The organism is Aeromonas genomosp. paramedia (assembly GCF_023093515.1).
In the GTDB taxonomy this organism is placed as follows: domain Bacteria; phylum Pseudomonadota; class Gammaproteobacteria; order Enterobacterales; family Aeromonadaceae; genus Aeromonas.
Genome location: NZ_JAAROG010000017.1, coordinates 128,906 through 152,013 on the forward strand (window position 1 = coordinate 128,906; position 23,108 = coordinate 152,013).

Consider the following 23,108-nt stretch of genomic DNA (forward strand, 5'->3'; position numbering starts at 1 on the left):
CTGATCTCAGGGACGTCACAAGGAGTTACCTATGCTGCCCATCAAGCCGCCCGGACCCGGTTGCTACGACGAGATGTTGCTCGCCGACAACCAGTTTCGCGATCACTACCACGCCTACCTGGCGTGGCTGCACCAGACCGACGAGAAGAGCATAGAACGCAAGCGTGAGGAGGCCGATCTGCTGTTTCACCGGGTCGGCATCACCTTCAACGTCTATGGGGACGGGGACGGCGCCGAACGTCTCATCCCGTTCGACAGCATTCCCCGCATCATCCCCGCCCGGGAGTGGCAGCATCTGGACAAGGGGATCCGCCAGCGCGTCACCGCCCTCAACGCCTTCCTGCACGACATCTATCACGATCAGCGCATCCTGAAGGCGGGGGTGATCCCGGCCGCCCAGATCCTCACCAACGCCCAGTACCAGCCCTGCATGCAGGGGGTCGACCTGCACCGCAATACCTATGTCCATATCACAGGGGTCGACATCATCCGCAACAGCGACGGCGACTACTACGTGCTGGAGGACAACCTGCGCACCCCCTCCGGGGTCTCCTACATGCTGGAGAACCGCAAGATGATGATGCGCCTCTTCCCTGAGCTGTTTCACAACCAGCCCATCGCCCCGGTGGAGCGCTACCCGGCTCTCTTGCTGCAGACCCTGCGCGAGAGCAGCCCGGTGGACAACCCCTGCGTGGTGGTGATGACCCCGGGCCGCTTCAACAGCGCCTACTTCGAGCACAGCTTCCTCGCCCAGCAGATGGGGGTGGAGCTGGTGGAGAGCGCGGATCTGGTGGTCAAGGATGGTCAGGTGCTGATGCGCACCACTACTGGGCTGAAAAGGGTGGATGTCATCTATCGCCGCATCGACGACGACTACCTGGATCCCCTCGCCTTCAACCCGGACTCCCTCATCGGCGTGCCCGGCCTGCTCTCTGTCTATCGCGCCGGCGGCGTGGTGCTGGCCAATGCCATCGGCACCGGGGTGGCGGATGACAAGTCCATCTACCCCTATGTGCCGGAGATGATCCGCTTCTATCTGGGCGAGGAGCCCATCCTCAACAACGTCCCCACCTGGCAGTGCCGGGAACCCGATGCCCTGGCCTATGTGCTGGCGCACCTGGAGGAGCTGGTGGTCAAGGAGGTCCATGGCGCCGGCGGCTACGGCATGCTGATCGGCCCCTGCGCCAGCCGCGAGGAGCTGGCCCGTTTTCGCGAGCTGCTCAAGGCCAGGCCCGACAACTACATCGCCCAGCCGACGCTCTCCCTCTCCACCTGCCCCACCTTCGTCGAGGCGGGCATCGCCCCCCGCCACATCGACCTGCGCCCCTTCGTCCTCACCGGACAGGAGCTGCGCCTGGTACCGGGCGGCCTGACCCGGGTCGCCCTCACCGAAGGCTCCCTGGTGGTCAACTCTTCCCAGGGCGGCGGCACCAAGGACACCTGGGTCATGGAGGGCAACCCATGCTGAGCCGCACCGCAAGCGAACTCTACTGGATGTCCCGCCACCTGGAGCGGGCGGAGAACACGGCCCGCATGCTGGACGTCACCCAGACCATGTCGCTGATGCCCTCCATCGACGCCGATCACAGCGAGCTGGTGGCCCCTCTCACCATCAGCGGCACCCACGAGCCCTTCCTGGCCCGCTACGGCCAGGTGAACATGGAGAACCTGCTGCAATTTTTCTGTTTCGACGAGGAGAACCCGAGCAGCATCTTCAGCTGCCTGCGCATGGCCAGGGACAACGCCCACGGGGTGCGCGGCAAGATCCCGGGTGAGGTGTGGGAGAGCATCAACGCCGCCTGGATAGAGATCCGCAGGCGCCGCAAGGCGGGGCTCTCCAGCGGCCAGGCCCAGGAGTTCTTCGACTGGATCAAGGAGCGATCCCATCAGTTCCGTGGCGCCACCTATGGCACCATGATGCGCGGGGACGTGCTCTGGTTCCTGCGCCTTGGCACCTTCATCGAGCGGGCCGACAACACAGCGCGCATCCTGACCGTGAAGTATCAGGTGATCCGGGAGGACGAGGACAGCGTGCGCGAGTTCTACCGCTGGAACGCCCTGCTGCGCTCGGTGGGGGCCTACGAGGCGCACCAGACCCTCTACAAGACCCTCTCCCACGCCTCCATCGCCGAGCTGCTGATCCTGCGCAACGAAGTGCCGCGCTCCCTGCGCGCCTGCCTCGACGAGATGGAGCACATCCTGGCCCAGATCGAGGGGAACGCCGGCCAGGCGCCCCGGCGCCTCACCACCATACTCAACGCCCATCTGACCTATGGCGCCATCGAGGATGTGTTCGCCCTCGGCATGCAGGCGTACCTGAGGGACTTTCTCAGCGACATCGGCGCCATCGGCCAGAGCATCCACGCCGCCTACCTGGAGGTATTATGAGACTCATCATCGATCACCAGACCCGCTACCACTATGCCGACGTGGTGCGCCGCAGCACCCAGTACCTGCGCCTGACCCCCCACAGCACGGCCCGCCAGCAGATCCTCTCCTGGCAGCTGGAGCTGCCTGGGGAGGCCACCTGCACCACGGACGGTTACGGCAACATACTGCACGTGCTGAGCCTGGAGTCCCCCCACGAGGGGATCCTCATCCGCGCCCGTGGCGAGGTGGAGATCTGCGACGACGCCCAGGACGATGAGGAGCACTCCCTCATCTCCCCCCTGAGCTACCTGAGGCCCACCGCCCTCACCAGTCCGACCCCGGCCCTGCGGGATCTCGCGAAGGCCTGTCTGCCAGAGGAGCCCACCCTGGCCGAGCTGCAGGGGCTGATGGCACGCATCCTGGTGCTGATGCCCTATCAGCCCGGCAGCACGGACGCCACCTTCAGCGCCGACGAGGCCCTCGCCTCGGGCAGCGGCGTCTGTCAGGACCACACCCATGTGTTCCTGGCCTGCTGCCGCCATGCCGGCCTGCCGGCCAGGTACGTGAGCGGTTACCTCTACAGCCAGGACAGCAGCCACGTGGCGATGCACGCCTGGGCCGAGGTGTGGATCGAGGCGCGCTGGCACACCTTCGATGTCACCAACCTCACCTGCTCCGCCAGCGAGCACCTCAAGCTCGCGGTCGGCATGGATTATCTGGATGCCTGCCCGGTGCGCGGGGTGCGCTACGGTGGCGGATGCGAGCAGTTGCAGAGCCAGGCGCGGGTCACCCGTCTGGATGGGCAGCAGCAATGAGGGCCCGGAAAGCGCTGGCGGGAGGGCGGCCATGACCTATTGCGTCGCCATGTGCCTGCAAGATGGCATCGTCTTCGCCTCAGACTCGCGCACCAATGCGGGGGTGGACCACATCGCCACCTTCCGCAAGCTGCACCTCTTCACCCAGGAGGACAGGGTGATAGTGCTGCAAAGCGCCGGCAATCTGGCCACCACCCAGAGTGTCATCAGCCTGCTGACGGAGGGGACGGGTCTGCTCAGCCTCCCAAGCCTCTACGAGGTCGCGGCCCTCATCGGCCAGACCATACGCACCGTCATCTGCCGGGATGGGGGCCAGCAGCAGGGGCATGTCAACTTCGGCTGCAACATACTGCTGGGGGGGCAGATCCGGGGGGAGCGCCACCGCCTGTTCCACATCTATCCGGAGGGCAACTTCATCGAAGCGAGCGCCGACACCCCCTACTTCCAGATTGGTGAAAGCAAGTACGGCAAGCCCATCATAGATCGCATCATCCACCATGAGACGCCGCTTCAGACCGCCCTGCAGTGCGCCCTCATCTCCATCGACTCGACCCTGCGCAGCAATCTGTCGGTGGGTTTGCCCCTGGACGCCCTGGTCTATCCCGAGGGGAGCTTCTCGGCGGAGAACCTGCACCGCATCACAGAGCAAAACCCCCACTTCCTGGCCCTGCGCAAGGCCTGGGGCGAGGGGTTGCAGCGGCTGTTTCGAGATCTCCCCCCCTTCCCCCTCTGAACGGGCGGGGAAGCGCCATGGCGCTTTCCCGCCCCCCTCTTTCCAGATATTCTGGCTGCCATTCGCTTCCCTCTCGATGGAGTCCCCATGCGCCGCTTCAACGTCATGCTCAACGGCAGCCGGCTGATGATGTTCCCCTTCTATGTCTGCATCCTTATCTGTGTCGCCCTCCTGATGGTGAAGTTCGCCATGCAGCTCTATGTGCTGTGCCGCGACATCATCGAGATCGACTATCTGGATCTCATCACAGGGGTGCTCACCCTGGTGGACTTCGTGCTGGTGGCCCAGATGCTGATCCTGGTGGCCATCTGCGGCTATGTGCAGTTCATCAAGACCCCGGAGCAGCGGGCGGCCCTGGGGGACAACTGGCTCAGCAAGATCAACTTCGCCTCCCTCAAGCTCATCGTCATCAACTCCCTGGTGACCATAGCCGGGATCGAGGTGCTCAAGGCCTTCCTGGAAGACGGCACCGGCAACGAGACAGAGATGAAGTGGTCTGTCATCGTCTTCCTGGCCTTCTCCACCGCCGCCCTCATCTACGCCATCACGGAGCGGCTGGCGGATCACAAGTGACCCGGTCCTGATTTCATTCAGGATCTATTCATCAGCGGCCGAATTGATAACTCTTTTCATTACCCTTACCCCATTGTAAACTTGCTCGCCCCGGGCTGAACTGCCCGGGTGCTGGAGCACCTATGACAAGCCTTTCCCTCTCACCGCGACACCTCTGGCAATGGCTGGCCTATCACCATCAGGCCGCCGAGGGCTCCCTCTACCTGATGTTCTTCTCCGGCCTGCTGTTGTGGGAACCCCTGACCCCGGTCTGGTCCCTGGCGCGCTGGAACCTGTTTCTCCATGTGATGCTCTCGCTCTCCCTGTTTCCCCTGTTGTTTGGCGCCTTCTGGCTCTCCCATCGCAGCCTGCTGAACAAGAGCCGCAAGCCCTTTCTGCGCACCACGGGCCGCATCATCGAAGCCCTGCTGCTGGTCTGTCTCGCCAGCGGATTGCTGCTGGTGCTGCACGGCACCCCGGGGGATAACCTGGGCAACCTTGCCAGCTGGGCCCACTGGCTGAGCGCGCTCGCGTTGACGCCCCTGGTGCTGCGTCACGCCTGGCGCTGGACCATCCTGACATGGCGTGCCTGATCTTATGTTGAAGTGGTTGTTCTCCCTGATGTTCGCCGCCCTGCTGCTGGGGACCGCCTCGGCCCAGGAGATGGGCACCGCCATGATCCCCTATGACGAGGGCGCCGCCCCGCGCCTGCTGGTGGCCAACCAAAGCGCCGGCTCCGTCACCCTGCTTGAGCGCGATAGCGGCAAGCGGCTGAAAGAGGTGCAGCTGGGGGGGGATCTGCGCCAGCTGGCCCGGGCAGACGACGGCACCCTGCTGGTCACCGACTACAGCGGCGATCGCCTGCTGCTGCTGGATGATGATCTCACCCTGGAAAAGGCGATCCCCACCGGCCATAGACCCTACGGGGTCATCTTCGATCCCAAGCGGCGCTGGTTCTGGATCAGCCTGTTCGAATCGGCTCGTCTGCAGGCCTATGACAGCGCGGGCAAGCTCCAGCTGGATGCAGAGACTGCCGAGACGCCCCGCGGGCTCGCCCTGACCGACGACGATCGCCTGCTGCTCACCCACGCCATGACAGGCCAGCTCGCCATCTATGATCTCGCCAAGCTTGGCAATAGCATCAAGGGTACCTCCCTGCTCGAGACCGTCCTGCCCAAACCCAAGCTCATTACCCTGGCGGAGACCCACAGCGACACGCCGAGCGACTCCCAGGGCTTGCCACGCCTGCTGGACGGCATCGCCCTCTCCCCCGATGGCAGCGAAGCCTGGCTGCCTCACGTGCTCTGGAGCTTCGACCACCCCTTCCAGTTCCAGAGCACCGTCTTCCCGGCGGTCTCCATCATCGATCTGGATGAAGAGAAAGAGCGGGTCGATGAAAGAAAGCAGCTCTTTTTACAGATCAATCTGCCAAGCGTCGGCAACCGCAGCCAGATTGTCTCCAACCCCTTCGCGGCGCGCTTCGCCGCCGACGGCAAGCGGGTCTACCTGACCCTGGCGGGTTCCGAGGACTTGCTGGTGTTCGACCTGTCGCGCAGCGGCAAATCCAACAGCAACCGCCACCGCCGCAAGAAGTTCCAGGGGGGCGCCAAGGCGACCCAGCTGCTGCGCCACCTGCCGGGCCAGAATCCGCGGGACTTGTTTGTAGACGGCGACCATATCCTGGTGCACAACGTCATGGGGCAGGATCTCACCCGCCTCAGCTCAGGCGGCAGCGGCCCCTTCGCCCGAGTCACCGTGGATGTGCCCCACTTCGCCAAACTGGTGGAGACGGATCCCCGCCCCGAAGCGCTCAAGCGCGGCGAGCGGTTGTTCAACCTGGGTAATACCGCCGCCAACAGCCGCTTCCCCATGGCGGGGGACAACTGGATGAGCTGCAACTCCTGCCATCTGGACGGGTTCAACTTCACCAACCGCCATCTGATGGCGGCCCATCGCCAGAAGAGCGGCGACAACGCCATCAACGGCCACGCCAACCTCGCCAACATGGTGGCGGGAGACTTCGTCGGCGAGTACCTGCGCATGACCCAGCAGACCCAGGGCGGCATGGGCCACGACACCCGGGATGGGGCCGAGCCGGTGGATCCCGAGAGGCCTCAGCCGGAAGTGAAGGCGATGATGGAGGATCTGCACGCCTTCGTCACCGCCGATGGCAACCTCCCCTATCTCGCCAACTGGCTCAGGCTCGATGCCCCGCGCAGGGATCCCGCCAAGGCGCCGACCACCCACCCGAAAGAGTGGCTCAACTCTGCCTCCTGCCAGAACTGCCACAGCCAAGCGTTCAAGGACTGGAGCGAGAGCAACCACAGGCTGATGGGCAACTCCCACCCCTATTACAAGGTGGTACAGGCCCTGGCCCGGGAAACCGAAGGGGAAGCCTTCGGCCAGTGGTGCCAGGGCTGCCACATGCCCCAGCAGGTGCTGACCGGCCAGCAGGATCTGCCCAAGGGATCCCACATGTTCGAGCAGGGCGGCGCCTCGCTGATTGCCGCCCACCAGGCTGGCGAACCCGTGGTGGAAGAAGGCACCGGCTGCGTGCTCTGCCATCGCATCACCAAAGTGGAAGACGCGGGCGGCAACAGTGCCTTTACGGTGAATTTGAAAGACCGCGAGAGCTATGTGTTCGAGGATGCCCCGGGTGGCAGCCTCAAGCACTGGCTGGCGGAGCGGCAGATCAACGCCCGTCCCGCCATGCACAAGGCCTCCTACCAGAAGGATTTCTACCAGGATGCGGCCCTGTGCAAGTCGTGCCACAACGAGTTTGCCCCGGGCACAGGCGCCAACATCGTCAACACCTGGGACGAGTGGGAGAAATCCAGCTTTGCGAACGCTAAGGATCCCGCCAAACGGCGCACCTGTATCGACTGCCATATGAACCCTGAGCCCGGCAATGGCGGTGCACCGGTGGCGGGCCAGTCCACCGAGAACGGCACCATGAAGGCGCGGCTCTATCGCCACAACTTCACCGGCGCCCAGCACCAGCTGGTGGGGCTGCGCAATCCCGCGCTCGAGCAGGAGAGCCTGGCGCTCTTGCGCTCAAGCGCCACCCTCTCGGCCCGCATTGAAAACCAGAACGGCCAACCTGCGCTGGTGGTGAGAGTCGCCAATACCGGCGCGGGCCACGCCCTGCCCACCGGAGTCGCCGATTTCCGTGAACTCTGGCTGGAGCTGACCGTCACCGACGCCAGCGGCAAGGTGGTGCTCCAAAGCGGCCAGCCGGTGGACGGCGCCGTGCCTGAGGATGCGCGCCTGTTCAGAAAGGTGTTCGGCGATGCCGAGGGCAAGCCGGTGGGGCTCAGGTTCTGGCGCTACGCCAAACTGCTGGAAGATACCCGCATTCCGGCCGATGGCTGGCGCGATGAAGCCTGGCCGCTGCCAGCGGATGCCAAAGGCCCCTTCAAGGCCGATATCAGACTCAATTTCCGCACCTACCCCAAGTGGGTCAGTGATGCGGTGCGCGCCGCCGAGCCAAGCTTGCCGGCGCCACCCATAGTGCAACTCAATCGGCTGCAACTGACCCTGCAGCCCCTCCCCGTTACGCCCGACACGGAGCCTCAAACCTGATGTTTGCAAGTTTTCTCATTACCCTGCGCGAGGGGCTGGAAGCCTTTCTGCTGGTGGGCATCTGCCTCTCCTACCTCGCCAAGCTGGGGGCGAGCCGCTACAACAAGCTCATCTATCTGGGGGTGGGGCTTGGCCTCGTCGCCTCCCTCGTGGTCGCCTTCCTGTTCCAGGTGGTGGTGAGCCAGTTCGAGAGCGAGCGCTACAACCACCTCCTGATGGCGGGGATCCTCATCTTCGCCACCCTGGTGCTCACCTATATGGCAATCTGGATGCAGAAGCAGGCCAAATCCCAGGTGGGGGCCATGACGGCGCGCATCGATGCCGCCATCGACGGCGGCAACCTGTTCGGTCTGGTGCTGCTCGCCTTCCTGGCGGTGATGCGCGAAGGCTTTGAAACCGTGCTCTTCTTCTCCGCCCTGGTCTACTCAGGGCAAGGGGTGGATCTGCACGAGGGACTGATGGGGGCGCTGGCGGGGCTACTGGTCTCCGTGGTGCTGGTGTGGGGGCTGCTGCGCTCCACCCGCAAGGTGGCGCTGGCCCCCTTCTTCCGCTGGACCGGGCTGCTCATCATCATCATAGCCGCGGGGCTGCTGTCGTCCGCCGTCAACATGTTGCAGGCGGCGGACGTCATCACCTTCTGGACCACGCCGGTGTTCAACATCAGCCACATCCTCGACGATCAGGGGGTCTTCGGCACCTTCCTGCGCGCCCTGTTTGGCTACAATGCCTCGCCGGCCGGCCTGCAGTTGCTGACCTGGGCCGCCTATCTGGCCATCTTCGTCACCCTCTGGCATCGCAGCTATCGCCCTCGGGCGCAGGGATAAACCCACGGTTGCAACCCCATTCGGGGGCCGCGCCCTGGTGCGGCTCCCTTATCTATCAAGCAGTGTCGGAACACTCATGAGCGACAACAACAAGAAGAAGATTGCGGTACTGGGTGCCGGTCCCGCCGGTCTGATGGCCGCCTGGCGCCTCTGCCAGGCCGGTTTTGCGGTCACCCTGTTCGAACAGGAGCCGGTCGTCGGCGGCATGTGCGCCACCCAGACCTTCAAGGGGCGCGATGGAGAGTATCGCTTCGACTACGGCGGCCACCGCTTCATCACCAAGAACCCCGAGCTGCTCGCCTTTATCGACGAGCTGATGGGGGACGATCTGCTCCACGCCGAGCGAAAGAGCGTGATCCGCTTTGGCGGGCGCACCTATGACTACCCCTTGAACCTGCCGAACCTGCTCAAGACCGCCCCGCTGCCGCTGATGGCCGGTGCGGTGAAGGACTTGCTGCTGTTGCCCTTTGCCAAGAAGCCCACCGACTTTGCCAAGGCGAGCTTTGCCGAGTGGATCCAGAGCCACTTCGGCCGCACCCTCTACCGCCAGTTCTTCGAGGGCTACACCGGCAAGCTGTGGGGTATCAACCCGGACCAGCTCTCCGCCGACTGGGCCGGTCAGCGCATCAGTCTCATCGATTTGAAAGACGTGGCGCGCCGCCTGTTGCCAAGGCGCAAGGGCAACCTCTCGGTGCGCACCTATGCCCGCAAGTATCGCTACCCCAAGTACGGCTTCGGCCAGATCTTCACCACCCTGGGGGAGCGGCTGGTGGCAGAGGGAGTCGAACTCAAGACCGGCGCCACCATCACCCGCCTCGAGCAGGCTGATGGCCGCATCGAGCGGGTGTACTGGCAACAAGAGGGGATTGAACAGAGCGAGCACTTTGATCAGGTGATCTCCACCCTGCCGCTGCCGCTGACCTGCCAGCATCTGGGCTTGCCCTGCGATCTGCACTACCGATCCCTGCGCTTCGTCAATATGCCCCTCAAACAGGAGAATCTGTCGGACAACACCTGGCAGTACCTCTCCGACTCCCATATTCTGGCCACCCGTCTGCAGGAGCCGCGCCGGCGCAGCCCCTTTATGGCGCCAGAAGGCCAGAGCTCGGTGATGCTGGAGATCCCCTGCAACCCGGGGGATGCCACCTGGCAGGCGCCGCTCGCCGATCTGCGGGGCCGGGTGACAGAGGATCTCGCGAGCCTCGGGGTCGATACCGCCAAACTTGGCGACGAGACCTTCGAGGCGCGCAGCGAGTACGCCTATCCGCTGATGGATCTCGGCTATCAGGCCCGCCGCAACGAGGCCATCAAGGCGCTGATGCCGATAGCCAACCTCATCATGACCGGCCGTCAGGGGACATTCCGCTACATCTTCACCGACACCGCCATGGAGATGGGGATGATGGCCGCGGACATGGTGATCGACGGAGTGGACAGACGGCACGCCATCTATAACCATCGCAACGAAAATACCGTCATCGAGACCCAGAGCGTGGCGTAGCAACAGGAACAACCCCCACCCCGACCCTCCCCCTTCGAAAGGGGGAGGGTCGGGGTGGGGGCCAACTCATCAGGACTGGCGCCATGCCGTCAGGACAAATCAACAAGGAGAACAGGATGACCATACGCCCGGGTTTGCTTGCCCTCACCCTGCTGCTGGCCCTGAGCGGTCAGGCGCAGGCTTACTCCTACGCCGCCGCCGGCAAGGAGCCGCTGATCGACGCCCGCGAGGCGCTGCTTGGCGCCGCCACTGACGGCAAGGATGCCAGCGCCACCTTGAGCGAGATTGCCGACGAGCTGACCTATCTGGAACAGCACCACAAGGTGACACTGCAAGCGCCGCTGGCCGCCGCCATCAAGGGGAAAGACGCCGCCGCCACCAAAGCCCTGCTCAACCGCGCCTACAAGGCGGAGATCGAGCGCCGCCTCGAGGGGGCCAGCCAGAATCTTGGCGACTACCAGAGCGCCAAGGTGCTGGTGGTCAAGAGCAAGCGCTTCCTCGATTTGATCCTTCCCTCCCTGAATGAAGGGGATCGCAAGGCGGCCGAACAGGCGCTGGCCAAGGTGCTGGACGCCATCGGCAACCCGGGGGTATTCGGGGTAGGCGCCAAGCCCGCCGATGCCGCCGCCTTTAGCGATGCCGAAAAAGCGCTGATGGCCGTGCTGGCGCCGCTTTGATGGCTACCCGCCAAGCATTGCGCCATCTCGCTGTGACAAACGGTGAGTTTCGCTGCGCTCTACCCACCCTACGCACGACCGGCCGATAGATGCACCCGCACGCCGGTTTGCCCCCTTCTCCCCTTGCGGGAGAAGGGCTGGGGATGAGGGGGAAGGCAAGGTCTCGGCGTTGGGCTTCCCCCTGCACAACCGCCATTTGGCTGCTTGCCCTGCTGCAACTGGTCTGGACGGGCTGGCTATTTACCTTCCCTGTGGCGCTCGATTCCGACGACGCCCTCAATTTCGCCCATGGGGTGGTGCGCTTCAGCGTGCTGGAGTTTTCCCCCCACTTTCCGGGCTACCCCGCCTTTATCTGGCTGGCGCGGCTGATCAACCTCGCGGTAGACGACCCGGCCCGCGCGGTGCAGTGGGCCAGCCTGCTCGGCACAGCGCTGATAGCGCCCCTCGCCGCCTTGCTGGCGGTGAAACTATGGCAACGGCCAAGCCTGCTGGCGCCGGTCTGGCTGCTGGTGCTGGCCCTGCCGCTCACCCCGACCCTGGCGCTCTCCGGCCTCTCGGACGGGCCGGCGCTGGCCGCCTGGCTCGGGGCGCTGCTGGCCTTGCAGCATCGCAAAATCGCGGTGGCGGGTCTGCTGCTTGGATTGCTGCTGGCGCTGCGCCCCTCCTACTTTGTGCTGGCCCTGCTGCCCCTTTGGCTCGGGATAGAGCAGAAGGGAACGCGCTTAAGGTTTGTGCTCCCCATCACCCTGGTGGGGCTTATCAGTCTGCTCTTTGTCTGGCAGGCCGATGGCTGGGCCTATTTTGCCGAGGGGCGGCGCTTTACCGACGGCCACTTCACCCTCTGGGGCAACACGGCGGCGGCCCACGGGGATCGGCTGCTGAGCTGGGCGCGCACCTTCAATGATCAGCTCACCCCGCTCTGGCCCCTATTGATGGGGACCTTGCTCCTGCTGCCAGTCTGGCAGCGGCCAAAGGGCCAGACTGCCGCCCTCTCCCCGCTCTGGACCCTCTACTGGTTCGCCCTGCTGCTCTGGACCCTGTTTGGCCAGAACCCCGACAATCCCCGCCATCTGGCGCCCATCACCCTGCTCGGCATAGTGCTGCTGGCGGGCAAGCTGCCCCGATGGGGCGAGCGCCCTGCCATGCTGGGAGCCCTGTTGCTGCTCTGCACCACACTCACAGCGCCAGCGCCACCCGCCATGGTGCAAGCCGCCCGGCTGGCCGAGCAGGCGTGTTCGGCCCTGGTGACCCAGTGGGGAGTGAGGCTGCTTAGGGAAACCACGACCCTGCCGGTGACGGACGGCTGGTATCAGGGGGATGCCGCCCTTGCGCTCACCCAGGGGGCCTGCCGCCTCAGCCGCCGCCCCATAGCGCAGAGCGAGATGCCGCTCCCCCACCAGGGGCACTGGTTTGCCCCCCGCTTTGGCGCCGAACCCGGCCTCTGGCTCGCCATCCCGCGCTGACATCTGGCCCAAACGCGTCGCTGCGTCAGCTGACTCGTCTACACTCACTGCGCATGGGCGTGGCAGGGAGAGGATGCATGAAGGGAGGCAAGGAGTGGGCACTGGTCCCCCTGGTTCTGGTGCTGGCCAGTGCGCTCCTGGTGCTGCCTGTCTGGCTGCAGGGGGGCACTCAGGGGCACGATCTGTTCCACCACCTGCTCTCCGGCCACTACTTTGCCCGCCAGCTGTGGCAGGGGGAGCTCTATCCCCGCTGGCTGATGGCCATGAATGGCGGCTTTGGCAGCCCCACCTTCTTCTTCTATCCCCCGCTCCCCTACTATGTCAGCGCCCTCTTTGCCGGCCCCGGTGCCCCCGCCCAGCAGGCCATCTACCCCCTGCTCGGGAGCGCCACCCTGGCGCTGCTGCTCTCGGGCACGTTCGCCTATCTGTGGCTGCGCGCCACCACCCCCCCGGGCCGGGCCCTGGCGGTCAGCCTGCTCTACCTGATCCTGCCCTATCACCTGGCCATGGATCTCTATGCCCGCTTCGCCCTGGCGGAGTTCTGGGCCTTCGCCTGGGCGCCGCTGATCCTGCTTGGCCAGGATCTCGCCCATCGCGGCCTGCGCCAGGGCCTGCCCCTGCTGATCCTGGGGCTGGCGCTGCTGGCCTTCTCCCACCTGCCCAGCCTGCTGCTGATGATGGGGCTGGTCAGCGTGCGTGCCCTCTGGTTCGCCTGGCGATCCCGCACCCTGGCGCCCTGCTGGATAGCCCTGGGGGCCCAGGGGCTGGGGCTCTGCATGGCGGCGGCCCTGCTGCTGCCCGCCCTGGCGGATCAGGGGGCCATCTCCATGGAGCTGATGCGCGGCGGCATGTTCGACTTTAGGCGCAACTTCCTCGACCGTTTGCCCTCGGGCTGGGGGGACTGGCGCTTTCGCGGTCACCTGGCGTGGCAGAGCCTGCTGACCCTGGCCCTGCTGCTCATCGCCTGGGCCGCCGCCCGCGAGCCGCGCCACCCCGAGCTGCTGTGCTGGGGGGCGATCGGCGTCACCGCCTTCCTGATGATGCTGCCCGTGGGCCAGCCCCTCTGGAGCCTGCTGCCCCCCCTGCAACGGGTACAGTTTCCCTGGCGGCTCAATCTCATCCTCATCCTGGCCACCATCGCCGTGGTGGCGCTCGGCACCCCCACTCACCGTCCCTGGCAGTGGCTCTGGTGGGGCATGCTGCTGCTGACCCTCCTCTCCACCCTGGCCTATGTGCGCCACGCGCCCCTCACCCAGGCCCCCACCCGGGAGGCCATGGCCCTCGAGTTCGACAGCAAGCGCAGCGCCCGGGAGTACAGGCCAAGACAGGTGCCGGGGGGCATGTTCGCCCCCACCCTGCTCGCCTGGAAGGATGAGTTCCAGCCCCCGGTGAGCGCCGAGCCCCCGGGCGCCAGCTGGACAGTGCACCGCTGGCAGCCCAGGGCCCTGACCCTGGCGGTGACGGCGGCCGTGCCGACCCGGCTGGTCCTGCACCAGTATGATTACCCCGGCTGGCAGGCCTGGCTCGACGAGCGCCTGATGCTGACGGTGGGTGCCAACCCCCAGGGCCTGATGCAGCTCTGGGTGCCGGCGGGCAGCCACAGCCTCACCCTCAGGCTGACGGCGCGCTGGCCCGAGCGGGCAGGCAATGTCCTCTCCCTGCTCGGGTGGCTGGGCTGGCTGCTTCTGTGCCACCACAGGGCAAGGCGTCCGGTGCGCTGAGTCCGTCGCAGATCTGACCTCTGGGCCCGGGACAGGATAGACCTGCCCAAGCCTGCCAAAGCTGATAGACTCAGCACTTGCCCCTTTTCCCGGCCCTGCCACGACTCGGATACCCTATGCCTCAAGCCACGACCCTCTCTCCCCGCTTCCTGTTCATCCTGCTCGGCGCCCTGGCGGGCCTGACCCCGCTCGCGGTGGACATGTACCTGCCCGCCATTCCGGCCATCGCCCGGGATCTGGCCACCAGCATAGACGGGGCCCAGCTCACCATCAGCGCCTTCCTCGGCGGCTTCGCCATCGGCCAGCTGTTCTACGGGCCGCTCGCCGACAGCTTCGGCCGCAAGCCGGTGATCCTGGCGGGCCTCTCCATGTTCGCCGTGGCCTCGGTGGGCTGCGCCCTGGCGGACTCCCTGCCGGAGCTGCTGGCCTGGCGCATGCTGCAGGCCGCCGGCGGGGCGGCGGGATCCGTGGTGGTCAATGCCCTGCTGCGGGATCTCTTCGAGAAGGATGCGTTTTCGCGGGCCATGTCCTTCGTCATCCTGGTGATGACGCTGGCCCCCCTGGTGGCCCCCGTGGTGGGCGGCTACATCAGCGCCCATGCCGACTGGCGGGTGATCTTCTGGCTGCTGGTGGGGATCAGCCTGCTCATCTGCGTGGTGATGCAGTGGAAGATAGAGGAGACCCTCAAACCCGAACACAAGCAGCCCCTCAAGCTCGGCCAGGTGCTGCGCAACTACTGGGGCGTGCTCTCCCACCGCGGCGCCATGGGCTACGTGCTGTGCGGCGCCCTGTCGAGCTCGGGCATGTTCGCCTTCCTGAGTGCCTCCCCTTATGTCTATATCGAGTATTTCAAGGTACCGACCGAGCACTACGGCTGGCTCTTTGGCCTCAACATCCTGCTGATGATGGTGGTCACCTTCGTCAACAGCCGTCTGGTGAAGGGGGTGGGCGCCGAGCGTATGCTGCAGTACGGCCTGACGGTGCTGCCGCTGGCCGGGGCCCTGCTCATCTACAACGCCTGGAGCCAGACCGGGGGCCTGTGGGGCATCGTCATCCCAGTGGTGCTCTTCGTCGGCCACATCAGCCTGGTGGGGGCCAACGCCATGACGGGCCTGATGGGCCACTTCCCCCAGTCGGCGGGCACCGCCTCGGCGCTCGCGGGCACACTGCGCTTTGGCATAGGCGCCGTGGTGGGCATTTTGGTCAACCTCAACCCCCCCGAGTCGCCGCTGCCCATGGCCATCGCCATCGCCGCCTGTGGCCTGAGCTCGGCGCTCTGCTACTGGCTGCTCACCGGCAAGCGTGCCAGGGCGGCCTGACGATCCCTTCGGCTCACCGCTATGCCGACACGAAAAAGCCCTGTCCACCGGACAGGGCTTTTTGCATCAGGGCGCGGCCCTCAGGCATCGGCCTCCAAGCCGCTGCGAGCCAGGATCTCGCTCTCCACGCCATCCAGGCTCAGCTGGTTCTTCTTGCGCCAGTAGGCCTCTATGCCCTCCTTGCCCTGGCGCGCCGACCAGTTGGCGAGATCCTCCCTGTCCCCCTGATAGTCAAACAGGGGCACCGACATACCGCAGGAGGTCTGGACCCGTTCAATGTCGAGCAGGAAGATCTGGCGGGCCGCCACGCTGGCCGGGAAGCGCGCCAGCGCCGTCTCCCAGTCAGGATCGCCCCGGTGCAGCACCCGCGCCTGACCATAGGCCCGCACTATCATGGGCGCCCCCTCGAAGGCGCAGAACATCACCGTCATGCGCGGATTCTGCAACACATGGGCCGCCGACTCGTTGCCGCTGCCGGTCAGGTTGAGCCAGGCCAGGGTATGGGCATCGAGAATGCGCAACGAATCCCCGCCCTTGGGAGAGAGGTTGACCGTGCCCTCCCTCGCCGCCGTGCCGACAAAATAGATCTTCTGCGCCTCGATAAAGGCCACATGGCGCGGCGAGAGCGCCTCGAACAGTTGTCCCATAGTCCCTTTCCCCTGCTGTGTCCATGGTGCTCAGAACAGGGCGCGGTTGAGCCACAGATGCGCCCCTATGCTGACCATATAGCCAAGCAAAATGGCAGGCAACCACTTGAGGTGACCGAGGAAGGTGTACATGCCCCTGGCCTGCCCCATCAGGGCCACCCCGGCGGCGGAGCCGATGGAGAGCAGGCTGCCCCCCACCCCAGTGGTCAGGGTCACCAGCAGCCACTGCCCGGTCGACATCTGCGGCTCCATCGACAACACGGCGAACATCACGGGAATGTTGTCGATGACGGAGGATAGCAGGCCGATGAGCACATTGGCCTGGGTCGGATCCCCCTGATAGAGGAGCTGGGACGCCAGCGCCAGATACCCCATGAAGCCGAGCCCGCCGACGCACATCACCACCCCGTAGAAGAAGAGCAGGGTGTCCCACTCGGCCTTGGCAATCTTGTTGAACACATCGAACGGCACTATGGAGCCGAGGCGCAGCAGCCGCGCCTCGTCACCGGTGCGCTCATAGAGGGCGCGCTCCCGCGCCAGGGCACCTGGCTGGGTCTTGCGCAGGTAGAAGCCGAAAAATTGCAGATAGCCCAGCCCCGTCATCATGCCGAGCACCGGGGGCAGGTGCAGGAAGTGATGGCAGGCGACGGCCGTCCCTATGGTGAGGAGGAATAGCAGCACTATGGTGGCGGCACCGCGCCTGAGGGTCACCTCCTCGTCCAGCACCCTGGGGGCATGGCGCGGCACCATCAGGCTCATCAGGAGTGCCGGGATCAGGAAGTTGAGCAGGGCGGGGATAAAGAGCGCGAAGAACTGGCCGAAGGGCACCTTGCCCGCCTGCCACACCATCAGGGTGGTGATGTCGCCAAAGGGGCTGAAGGCGCCGCCGGCATTGGCCGCCACTACGATGTTGATGCAGGCGAGGTTGATGAAGCGGCGATCCTCGTTCGCCACATTGAGCACCACTGTGCACATCAGGAGCGCCGTGGTGAGGTTGTCCACCACGGGGGAGATGAAGAAGGCCAGCAACCCGGTGAGCCAGAACAGGGTGCGCAGGCTGAGCCCGGCCCGCACCAGGCGGGCGCGCAGGGCGGCAAACAGCAGCCTGTCCTCCATGGCGTTGATGTAGGTCATGGCCACCAGCAGGAACAGCATCAGCTCCCCGTATTCCAGCAGGTTCTGCCGAAACCCCTCGTGGGCCAGAGGGCTCTGCCCCGCGTCCGCATAGACGACGCCAATGGCTATCCAGATGATGCCGGCGGCGATCAGCACCGGCTTGGATTTTCGCAGCTTCAGGTACTCTTCGGCCATCACCAGGAGGTAGGCGAGCACGAAGACGACGAGGGCGAATACGCCGACGCCACTCTGGGTCAGGGCATGGGGGCCCTCGGCCAGGGCGGGGCCGCAGAACAGGCAGAGCCCGGACAAGGGGGCAAGGCGTGAGGATCCAGACATGAGTGCGCGTCTCTTGAGAACCGTCTGGCATTGAGGCTAGCAGCGGACAGGGAAGTCACCCTCATCCCTGTCCGCAGGTCGAGCCGCCCGCCTCGACCGGGTGGCGCGGCTCAGGGGAAATCAGGGGGATTTTTTGCCAAAACCGGACTGCTTGAGGGTGTAGCCTGCGCTGTTTTGCCAGGCATCCAGCCCGCTTCTGTTGTTGCCCGCCGCCCGCCTCGATCGGGCAGGCGGCGTGGCTCAGGGGATATCAGGGGGATTTTTTGCCAAAGCCGGATTGCTTGAGGGTGTAGCCTGCGCTGTTTTGCCAGGCATCCAGCCCGCTTCTGTTGTTGCCCGCCACCCGCCTCGACCGGGCGGCGCGGCTCAGGGGATATCAGGAGGATTTTTTGCCAAAGCCGGACTGCTTGAGGGTGTAGCCTGCACTGTTTTGCCAGGCATCCAGCCCGCTTCTGTTGTTGCCCGCCACCAAGCTGGCGGCAAGGCTCGGGCTGTTGAACAGCTGATCGGCACCGAACACGAAGCCCCCCTCGGCCCGGGGGATGAGCACCCCCTTGGCCAGCAGCTCCTGGCGCAGCTCGATCACCGCCTCGCGCAGGGAGGCGGCATCCTCCCCGTTGGCGGTGGAACCCGCCTGCACCATGAAGCCGGGGTTCTGCCGCTTGCCCACCGGATAACCATGGGCCTCGGCCCCCTTGCCGTTGAAGTGGTAGAGCTCGCGCTCGCCGGGCTTGTTGTCGGAGAGCGCCTTTTGCAGGGTCATCAGCTCGTTGTAGATATCGATGGGAACCACGGCAGCCTGCTTGGCCCCCTTGCTGTCGACGATAAAACTGACTTGCTTGTGTAACATCCTTGCTCATCCTGTGACCCATGGAAGCCCCTATTCTAACCACCTCTGGCGAGCGGGATCCAGCAAGGATCCTCATCCCTTTTGCAGGCGCGATCACTAACTGGCATAGTGACTGACATTGTGAAAGCCATTGGCCATCAACCGGTTATCCCATGCTGAACCTGCGCAACCTCAGTAAACGCTTCGCCAGCGGCGGCGAGACGCTCCCCCTGTTTGAGAGGCTGGATCTCAAGCTCGCCCCGGGGAAAACCTGTCTGCTGCTGGGGCAGAGCGGCTGTGGCAAGTCCACCCTGCTGAACCTCATCGCCGGTCTCATCGCCCCGGACGAGGGGGAGATCTGGCTGGGAGAGACCCGGCTCGACACCCAGTCCCCGGACGAGCGGGCCCGCTTGCGGGGCCGACATTTTGGCATCGTCTATCAGGACTTCAACCTGCTGCCGACCCTCACCGTGCTGGAAAATCTCTGCCTGCCCCTGGAGATAAACCACCTGCCCCGGGACATGGCGCGCCTCGATGCCCTGCTGGAGCGCCTTGGGATGAGCCACAAGCGCCACGCCTGGCCGGAGCAGCTCTCCGGCGGCCAGCGCCAGCGGGTGGCCCTGGCCCGGGCCCTGGTTCACCAGCCAACCTGGCTGCTGGCAGACGAGCCCACCGGGAGTCTCGACGAGCACAACGCCGAGCAGGTGATGGAGCTGATGATGGCGGCGGTGCGCGATACCGGCGCCGGCCTCTTGCTGGTGAGCCACAACCCGGGCTATGGCGCCCTGGCGGATCGGGTGCTGCGCCTGGAAGGGGGGCAACTGCTCGAGGGCAGACCCCATGGGTGACGCAAGCCGCCAGGATGATCCATGCTGCCGCTGAAGGCGCTGCTGCGCCTCTATCGCGCCCACCCCTGGCTGCTGCTGATGAGCCTGGCGGGGCTCATGCTGGGGGTCACCCTGGTGGTGGCCATCGAGCTCTTGAACCACAGCGCCCGCACCAACTTCGTCGCCGCCCGCAGCCAGCTTGCGGGGGAAGCGAACTACCGCCTGGCCCCCCAGGGCGGCCTGGATGAGCAGCTCTATGTGACGCTGGTGCGAAGCCAGCCGGAGCTTGACGCCATGCCAGAGCTGCACGCCTGGCTCAAGGACGAGCAGGGGCGCAGCTTCCAGTTGCTGGGGATGGATCTCTTCAACCCGGGCCCCTTGCGCCGACTCTTTGGCGAGCAACCGGGGCGCGAGCCCGACTTCACCCTGAGCCGCGCCGACAGCGTCTGGCTCTCGGCCCCCGAGGCGAAACGCCTCGGCTGGTCGCCGGGGCAGTCGCGGGCCTTTATGCTGGGCGATGAGGGGCAGCGCCCCCTGACCCTCACCCTCGCAGGCACCTTCGAGCCAGGCGCCGTTCCCATGGAGCGGCTGCTGGTGACCGACATAGGTCTCGCTCAATCGCTGCTTGGCAAGGCCGGAAGGCTGGATCGCATCGTCTTCAAGCTGAGCGATGCAGAGGCCAATACCTTGCAAAGAGCCTTGCAGGCCGCGCAGGGAGCCAAGTTCCCCGCTCAGCCCTTATGGCTCGAGCCCATCAGCCCGGCCCTCGATGCCAGCCAGCTCGGGGATGCCCTGGCCCTCAACCTCAGCGCCCTCTCCCTGCTCGCCATGGCGGTGGGATTGTTTTTGGTGTTCAACGCCCAGCGCTTCGTGCAGAGCGTGCGTCGCCCCCAGCTCGCCCAGCTCATCATCCTCGGGATGCCGCCAAGCCGGGTGCTCCGTTGGCTGGCCCTGGAGCTGCTCATTCTCGCCACCCTAGGCACCCTGCTCGGGCTGCTGCTGGGCAGCCTCTTGGCGCTGGCCCTCATGGGCCAGCTCACCCAGGCGCTGGCCGATCTCTATGGCCCCAATCCCATCGACCTGCTGCGCCTCTCCCCCGCCAGCCTCATCAAGGCGCTGCTGATAGGCCTGGCTGGCACCCTTGCCGCCAACCTCCCCGGCTGGTGGCAGTTGCTGCGCCAATCCCCTCTTGAGCTTCGGGAAGGCAACAGCCGCCCGCCGGTTTATCCCTGGCGCAGACGCCTGCTCGCCATCGCCATACTGCTGCTCTGCGCCCTCTGCCTCCTGTTGCCGCAGACCGGCCTGGGGGGCGCCCTCTTCGTGGCCGGAGGCTGGCTGCTCGCCATGGCCCTCGCCCTGCCCGATGCCCTGCGCGCCCTGCTGGGGCGGCTGCGCGGGCACGGCCCCCTCAGCGTCCGGCTCGGGGTGGCCGAGACCCAATACCATCTGGATCGCACCGCCATCGCCGTGATGGCGCTGCAGCTTGCCATCGCCGCGGCCATCGGCATCGGGGTCATGGTGTCGAGCTTTCGCTCGAGCGTGGAGATCTGGCTCGGCCAGCGTCTGGCCGCCGATCTCTATGTCAGCGCCCCCAAGGGGGTGGCAGGCAGCAGAGGCCAGCTGAGCGAGCAGACCCTGACCGCCATACTCGCCGAGCCGCAGGTGAGCGCCGCCTCGCGCCGCGCCGTGCTCCCCGCCCGCTGGCAGGGACACCCCATCGAGTGGGCGCAGATGGACTTTATCCCCGAGCTCAAGGCCGCCTACCCCTTGCTCGCCGGGCGCTGGCCCGCAACGCCCGACGAGGTGCTGGCGAGCGAACCGCTCACGGTGCGCCTCGGGGTCAGGGTGGGCCAGACACTGGATGTAACGAGTGACGGGGGGCCAAGGCGGCTCACCGTCACCGGGGTCTATCAGGATTACGGCAGCGACAAGGGCCAGATACTGCACGCCTTCGAAGGGGGGGCGGTGCAATCCCTCGCCCTCTTCAGCGCGGACCCCGAGGGCCTCGGCGATCGGCTGCGGGCGCGCCTTGGCGAGCGGGTGAACCTGTTGCCCGCCCCCGCCATCCACGCCGCGGCGCTCAAGGTGTTCGATCAGACCTTTGTGGTAACCGAGCTATTGAAACTGCTGATCCTCGGCATCGCCTTCGTCGGCATAGGCTCGGCCTTTATGGTGCTGGGGCTGGCCAGGCGCGGCGAGTTGCTGACCTTGCAGAGCCTAGGGATAGGCCCCCGCCACTGCCGCCGCCTGCTGGTGTGGCAGGGGGCGGGATTGGGGCTGCTCACGGCGCTGCTGGCCCTGCCGGTGGGTTATGGCCTCGCCTGGGTGCTGATTGAAGTGGTCAACCCCCGCGCCTTTGGCTGGCGCCTCGCCTTCGAGGCCGCCCCCTTGCACGCCGTCACGGCGCTCTTGCTGGCACCGGTGTGCGGGGCGATCGCCTCCTGGTATGCCGCAAGGAGAGTGGTATGAGATATCGGTTACCGCACTGGCTCGGCCATGGCTTGACGCTCCCATTGACCACATCCCTGTCACCGCTCTTGATTCAGCGCAGAGAAGCGCATAGAGCTGCCGCTAACCATCCCCTCTCCCTTCGGAAGAGGGCCAGGGTGAGGGGAATCTTGTCCTCTTTACGAACCCTGTGGCTCGCAGCCCTCTTGATCCCGCTTATTGCCATGAGCGGCAACGCGCAGGCCAGCGATCTGGGGAGCATCCTTGGCGGCGGCAGCGATCAATTCAAGAAGGCCCTGCCGGGCCAACCCATCCGGCTGCCCGCCGATCACGGCGCCCACCCCGACTACAGATCCGAGTGGTGGTATCTCACCGGCAACCTGCAAGATGATCAGGGGCGCGACTACGGCCTGCAGTGGACCTTGTTTCGCCAAGGTATCGAGCAAACTGTCAAATCGGAGAACCCCTGGCTCAGCCCCCAGCTCTGGCTGGCCCAGTTCGCCATCACGGATCTCGCCCGTGGCACTCACCGCCAGGATGAGCGTACCAGCCGCCAGGGGCCGGGGCTCGCCGGCGCCAGCGGCGGCCAGTATTGGCTCAAGGAGTGGGTGCTCGCCTCTGAAGGGGAGCCGCTCTTTCCCGCCACCCTCAAGGTGCAGAGCAAGATGGGTGAGCTGAACCTCAGGGTGAGCGCCGCCAAGCCGGTGGTGCTGCAAGGCAAAGAGGGGTACAGCGAGAAGAGCCCGGGCAACGCCTCCTTCTACTACTCCTACCCGCGCCTCACTTTGAGCGGCACCTTGACCCTGGAGGGAGAGACCCGCAATGTCACAGGCCAGGGGTGGTTTGATCACGAGTGGAGCAGCTCGGTACTGGCCCAGTGGCAATCGGGCTGGGACTGGTTTTCGCTGCAGTTTGAAGATGGCCGCGAGCTGATGCTGTTTCGCCTGCGCACCAAAGCAGGACGCACTGAGCCGGAGAATCGCTACGGCATACTGATTGAACGAGACGGCAGCAGCCGATTGCTCGCCCCCGAATCCATCGTCCTCACCCCCGGTAAAACCTGGCGCAGCCCCAAGGGGCAAGACTACCCCGTCGAGTGGCAGCTTAAGGCCGGGGATCTGAAGCTCGTTATCCAGGCGCGCCAGCCCAATCAGGCCATGACGGGACGCTTCGATTACTGGGAGGGGGCTGTGACTGTGGGGGGAGATGCCCAAGGGCTGGGTTATCTGGAGATGACGGGGTATTGACCGTCTTGAAATCTGATCTGCTTCAAAAAGTCATTCAAATTCCTAGCTTTGAGTGACTTTTTACTCTGCAGACTGGTGGGTGCTTGATACCATTTCCA

The 23,108-nt window shown here is 65.4% G+C and carries 19 protein-coding genes and 1 pseudogene; 16 read left to right on the forward strand and 4 right to left on the reverse strand.

The window, feature by feature from the left end; genetic code table 11:
• The first annotated feature begins 31 nt into the window (after window positions 1-31).
• The 13 genes from HB860_RS11135 to HB860_RS11195 all read left to right on the forward strand — a co-directional run bounded on the left by HB860_RS11135 (window position 32) and on the right by HB860_RS11195 (window position 15,557).
• Window positions 32-1,468: a circularly permuted type 2 ATP-grasp protein gene (locus HB860_RS11135; RefSeq protein WP_041998737.1), complete on the forward strand. Its 1,437-nt coding sequence runs from the start codon at window positions 32-34 to the stop codon at window positions 1,466-1,468.
• The gene (locus HB860_RS11140) at window positions 1,462-2,388 is read left to right on the forward strand and encodes an alpha-E domain-containing protein (RefSeq protein WP_247626688.1); all 927 of its coding nucleotides are present in this window, start codon (window positions 1,462-1,464) and stop codon (window positions 2,386-2,388) included. The genes HB860_RS11135 and HB860_RS11140 overlap by 7 nt, the downstream gene beginning before the upstream one ends.
• A complete protein-coding gene (locus tag HB860_RS11145; RefSeq protein WP_247626689.1) occupies window positions 2,385-3,185 on the forward strand; it encodes a transglutaminase family protein in 801 nt (266 codons plus the stop codon). The genes HB860_RS11140 and HB860_RS11145 overlap by 4 nt, the downstream gene beginning before the upstream one ends.
• 31 nt (window positions 3,186-3,216) lie before the next feature.
• On the forward strand, window positions 3,217-3,918 hold the full coding sequence (locus HB860_RS11150) for a peptidase (protein ID WP_247626690.1): 702 nt from the start codon (window positions 3,217-3,219) through the stop codon (window positions 3,916-3,918).
• A gap of 87 nt (window positions 3,919-4,005) precedes the next feature.
• The gene (locus tag HB860_RS11155) at window positions 4,006-4,491 is read left to right on the forward strand and encodes a YqhA family protein (RefSeq protein ID WP_139436110.1); all 486 of its coding nucleotides are present in this window, start codon (window positions 4,006-4,008) and stop codon (window positions 4,489-4,491) included.
• Between the two features lie 122 nt (window positions 4,492-4,613).
• Window positions 4,614-5,063: a hypothetical protein gene (locus tag HB860_RS11160; protein ID WP_247626691.1), complete on the forward strand. Its 450-nt coding sequence runs from the start codon at window positions 4,614-4,616 to the stop codon at window positions 5,061-5,063.
• Window positions 5,064-5,067: 4 nt separating this feature from the next.
• On the forward strand, window positions 5,068-8,052 hold the full coding sequence (locus tag HB860_RS11165; RefSeq protein WP_247626692.1) for a hypothetical protein: 2,985 nt from the start codon (window positions 5,068-5,070) through the stop codon (window positions 8,050-8,052).
• Window positions 8,052-8,876: an FTR1 family iron permease gene (locus HB860_RS11170; protein ID WP_247626693.1), complete on the forward strand. Its 825-nt coding sequence runs from the start codon at window positions 8,052-8,054 to the stop codon at window positions 8,874-8,876. Before HB860_RS11165 ends, HB860_RS11170 begins: the two co-directional genes overlap by 1 nt.
• 76 nt (window positions 8,877-8,952) lie before the next feature.
• On the forward strand, window positions 8,953-10,377 hold the full coding sequence (locus tag HB860_RS11175) for an NAD(P)/FAD-dependent oxidoreductase (protein ID WP_247626694.1): 1,425 nt from the start codon (window positions 8,953-8,955) through the stop codon (window positions 10,375-10,377).
• A 116-nt stretch (window positions 10,378-10,493) separates the two neighbouring features.
• On the forward strand, window positions 10,494-11,054 hold the full coding sequence (locus HB860_RS11180; protein WP_247626935.1) for a hypothetical protein: 561 nt from the start codon (window positions 10,494-10,496) through the stop codon (window positions 11,052-11,054).
• Window positions 11,055-11,197: 143 nt separating this feature from the next.
• Complete coding sequence (locus tag HB860_RS11185) at window positions 11,198-12,517, forward strand: hypothetical protein (protein ID WP_247626695.1); 1,320 nt, start codon at window positions 11,198-11,200, stop codon at window positions 12,515-12,517.
• Window positions 12,518-12,594: 77 nt separating this feature from the next.
• Window positions 12,595-14,238, forward strand: coding sequence for a hypothetical protein (locus HB860_RS11190; RefSeq protein WP_139436099.1), 1,644 nt, complete (start codon window positions 12,595-12,597; stop codon window positions 14,236-14,238).
• A gap of 116 nt (window positions 14,239-14,354) precedes the next feature.
• Window positions 14,355-15,557: a Bcr/CflA family multidrug efflux MFS transporter gene (locus HB860_RS11195; RefSeq protein ID WP_247626696.1), complete on the forward strand. Its 1,203-nt coding sequence runs from the start codon at window positions 14,355-14,357 to the stop codon at window positions 15,555-15,557.
• Between the two features lie 80 nt (window positions 15,558-15,637).
• On the opposite strand, the gene HB860_RS11200 is transcribed toward HB860_RS11195, so the two are convergent.
• From HB860_RS11200 to HB860_RS11220, 4 genes and pseudogenes are all read right to left on the reverse strand, one after another.
• Entirely contained in the window at window positions 15,638-16,204 is a 567-nt protein-coding gene (locus HB860_RS11200) for a pyridoxamine 5'-phosphate oxidase family protein (protein WP_247626697.1), read from the reverse strand.
• 30 nt (window positions 16,205-16,234) lie between these two features.
• Window positions 16,235-17,659 (reverse strand): sodium:proton antiporter NhaD, encoded by a 1,425-nt coding sequence (gene nhaD / locus HB860_RS11205; RefSeq protein WP_247626698.1) that lies wholly within the window; start codon window positions 17,657-17,659, stop codon window positions 16,235-16,237.
• Window positions 17,660-17,909: 250 nt separating this feature from the next.
• Window positions 17,910-18,002: pseudogene (locus HB860_RS11215) on the reverse strand (DUF4357 domain-containing protein); the annotation flags it as partial.
• Window positions 18,003-18,035: 33 nt separating this feature from the next.
• Window positions 18,036-18,509: a DUF4357 domain-containing protein gene (locus tag HB860_RS11220; protein WP_247626699.1), complete on the reverse strand. Its 474-nt coding sequence runs from the start codon at window positions 18,507-18,509 to the stop codon at window positions 18,036-18,038.
• Window positions 18,510-18,661: 152 nt separating this feature from the next.
• Between HB860_RS11220 and HB860_RS11225 the strand changes: the two genes are divergently transcribed.
• The 3 genes from HB860_RS11225 to HB860_RS11235 all read left to right on the forward strand — a co-directional run bounded on the left by HB860_RS11225 (window position 18,662) and on the right by HB860_RS11235 (window position 23,010).
• Window positions 18,662-19,336 carry an ABC transporter ATP-binding protein gene (locus HB860_RS11225; protein WP_247626700.1) on the forward strand — a complete coding sequence of 225 codons (675 nt, stop codon included), beginning with the start codon at window positions 18,662-18,664 and terminating at the stop codon, window positions 19,334-19,336.
• A 21-nt stretch (window positions 19,337-19,357) separates the two neighbouring features.
• Complete coding sequence (locus tag HB860_RS11230; RefSeq protein WP_247626701.1) at window positions 19,358-21,784, forward strand: FtsX-like permease family protein; 2,427 nt, start codon at window positions 19,358-19,360, stop codon at window positions 21,782-21,784.
• Window positions 21,785-21,969: 185 nt separating this feature from the next.
• On the forward strand, window positions 21,970-23,010 hold the full coding sequence (locus tag HB860_RS11235) for a lipocalin-like domain-containing protein (protein WP_247626936.1): 1,041 nt from the start codon (window positions 21,970-21,972) through the stop codon (window positions 23,008-23,010).
• Window positions 23,011-23,108 lie beyond the last annotated feature (98 nt).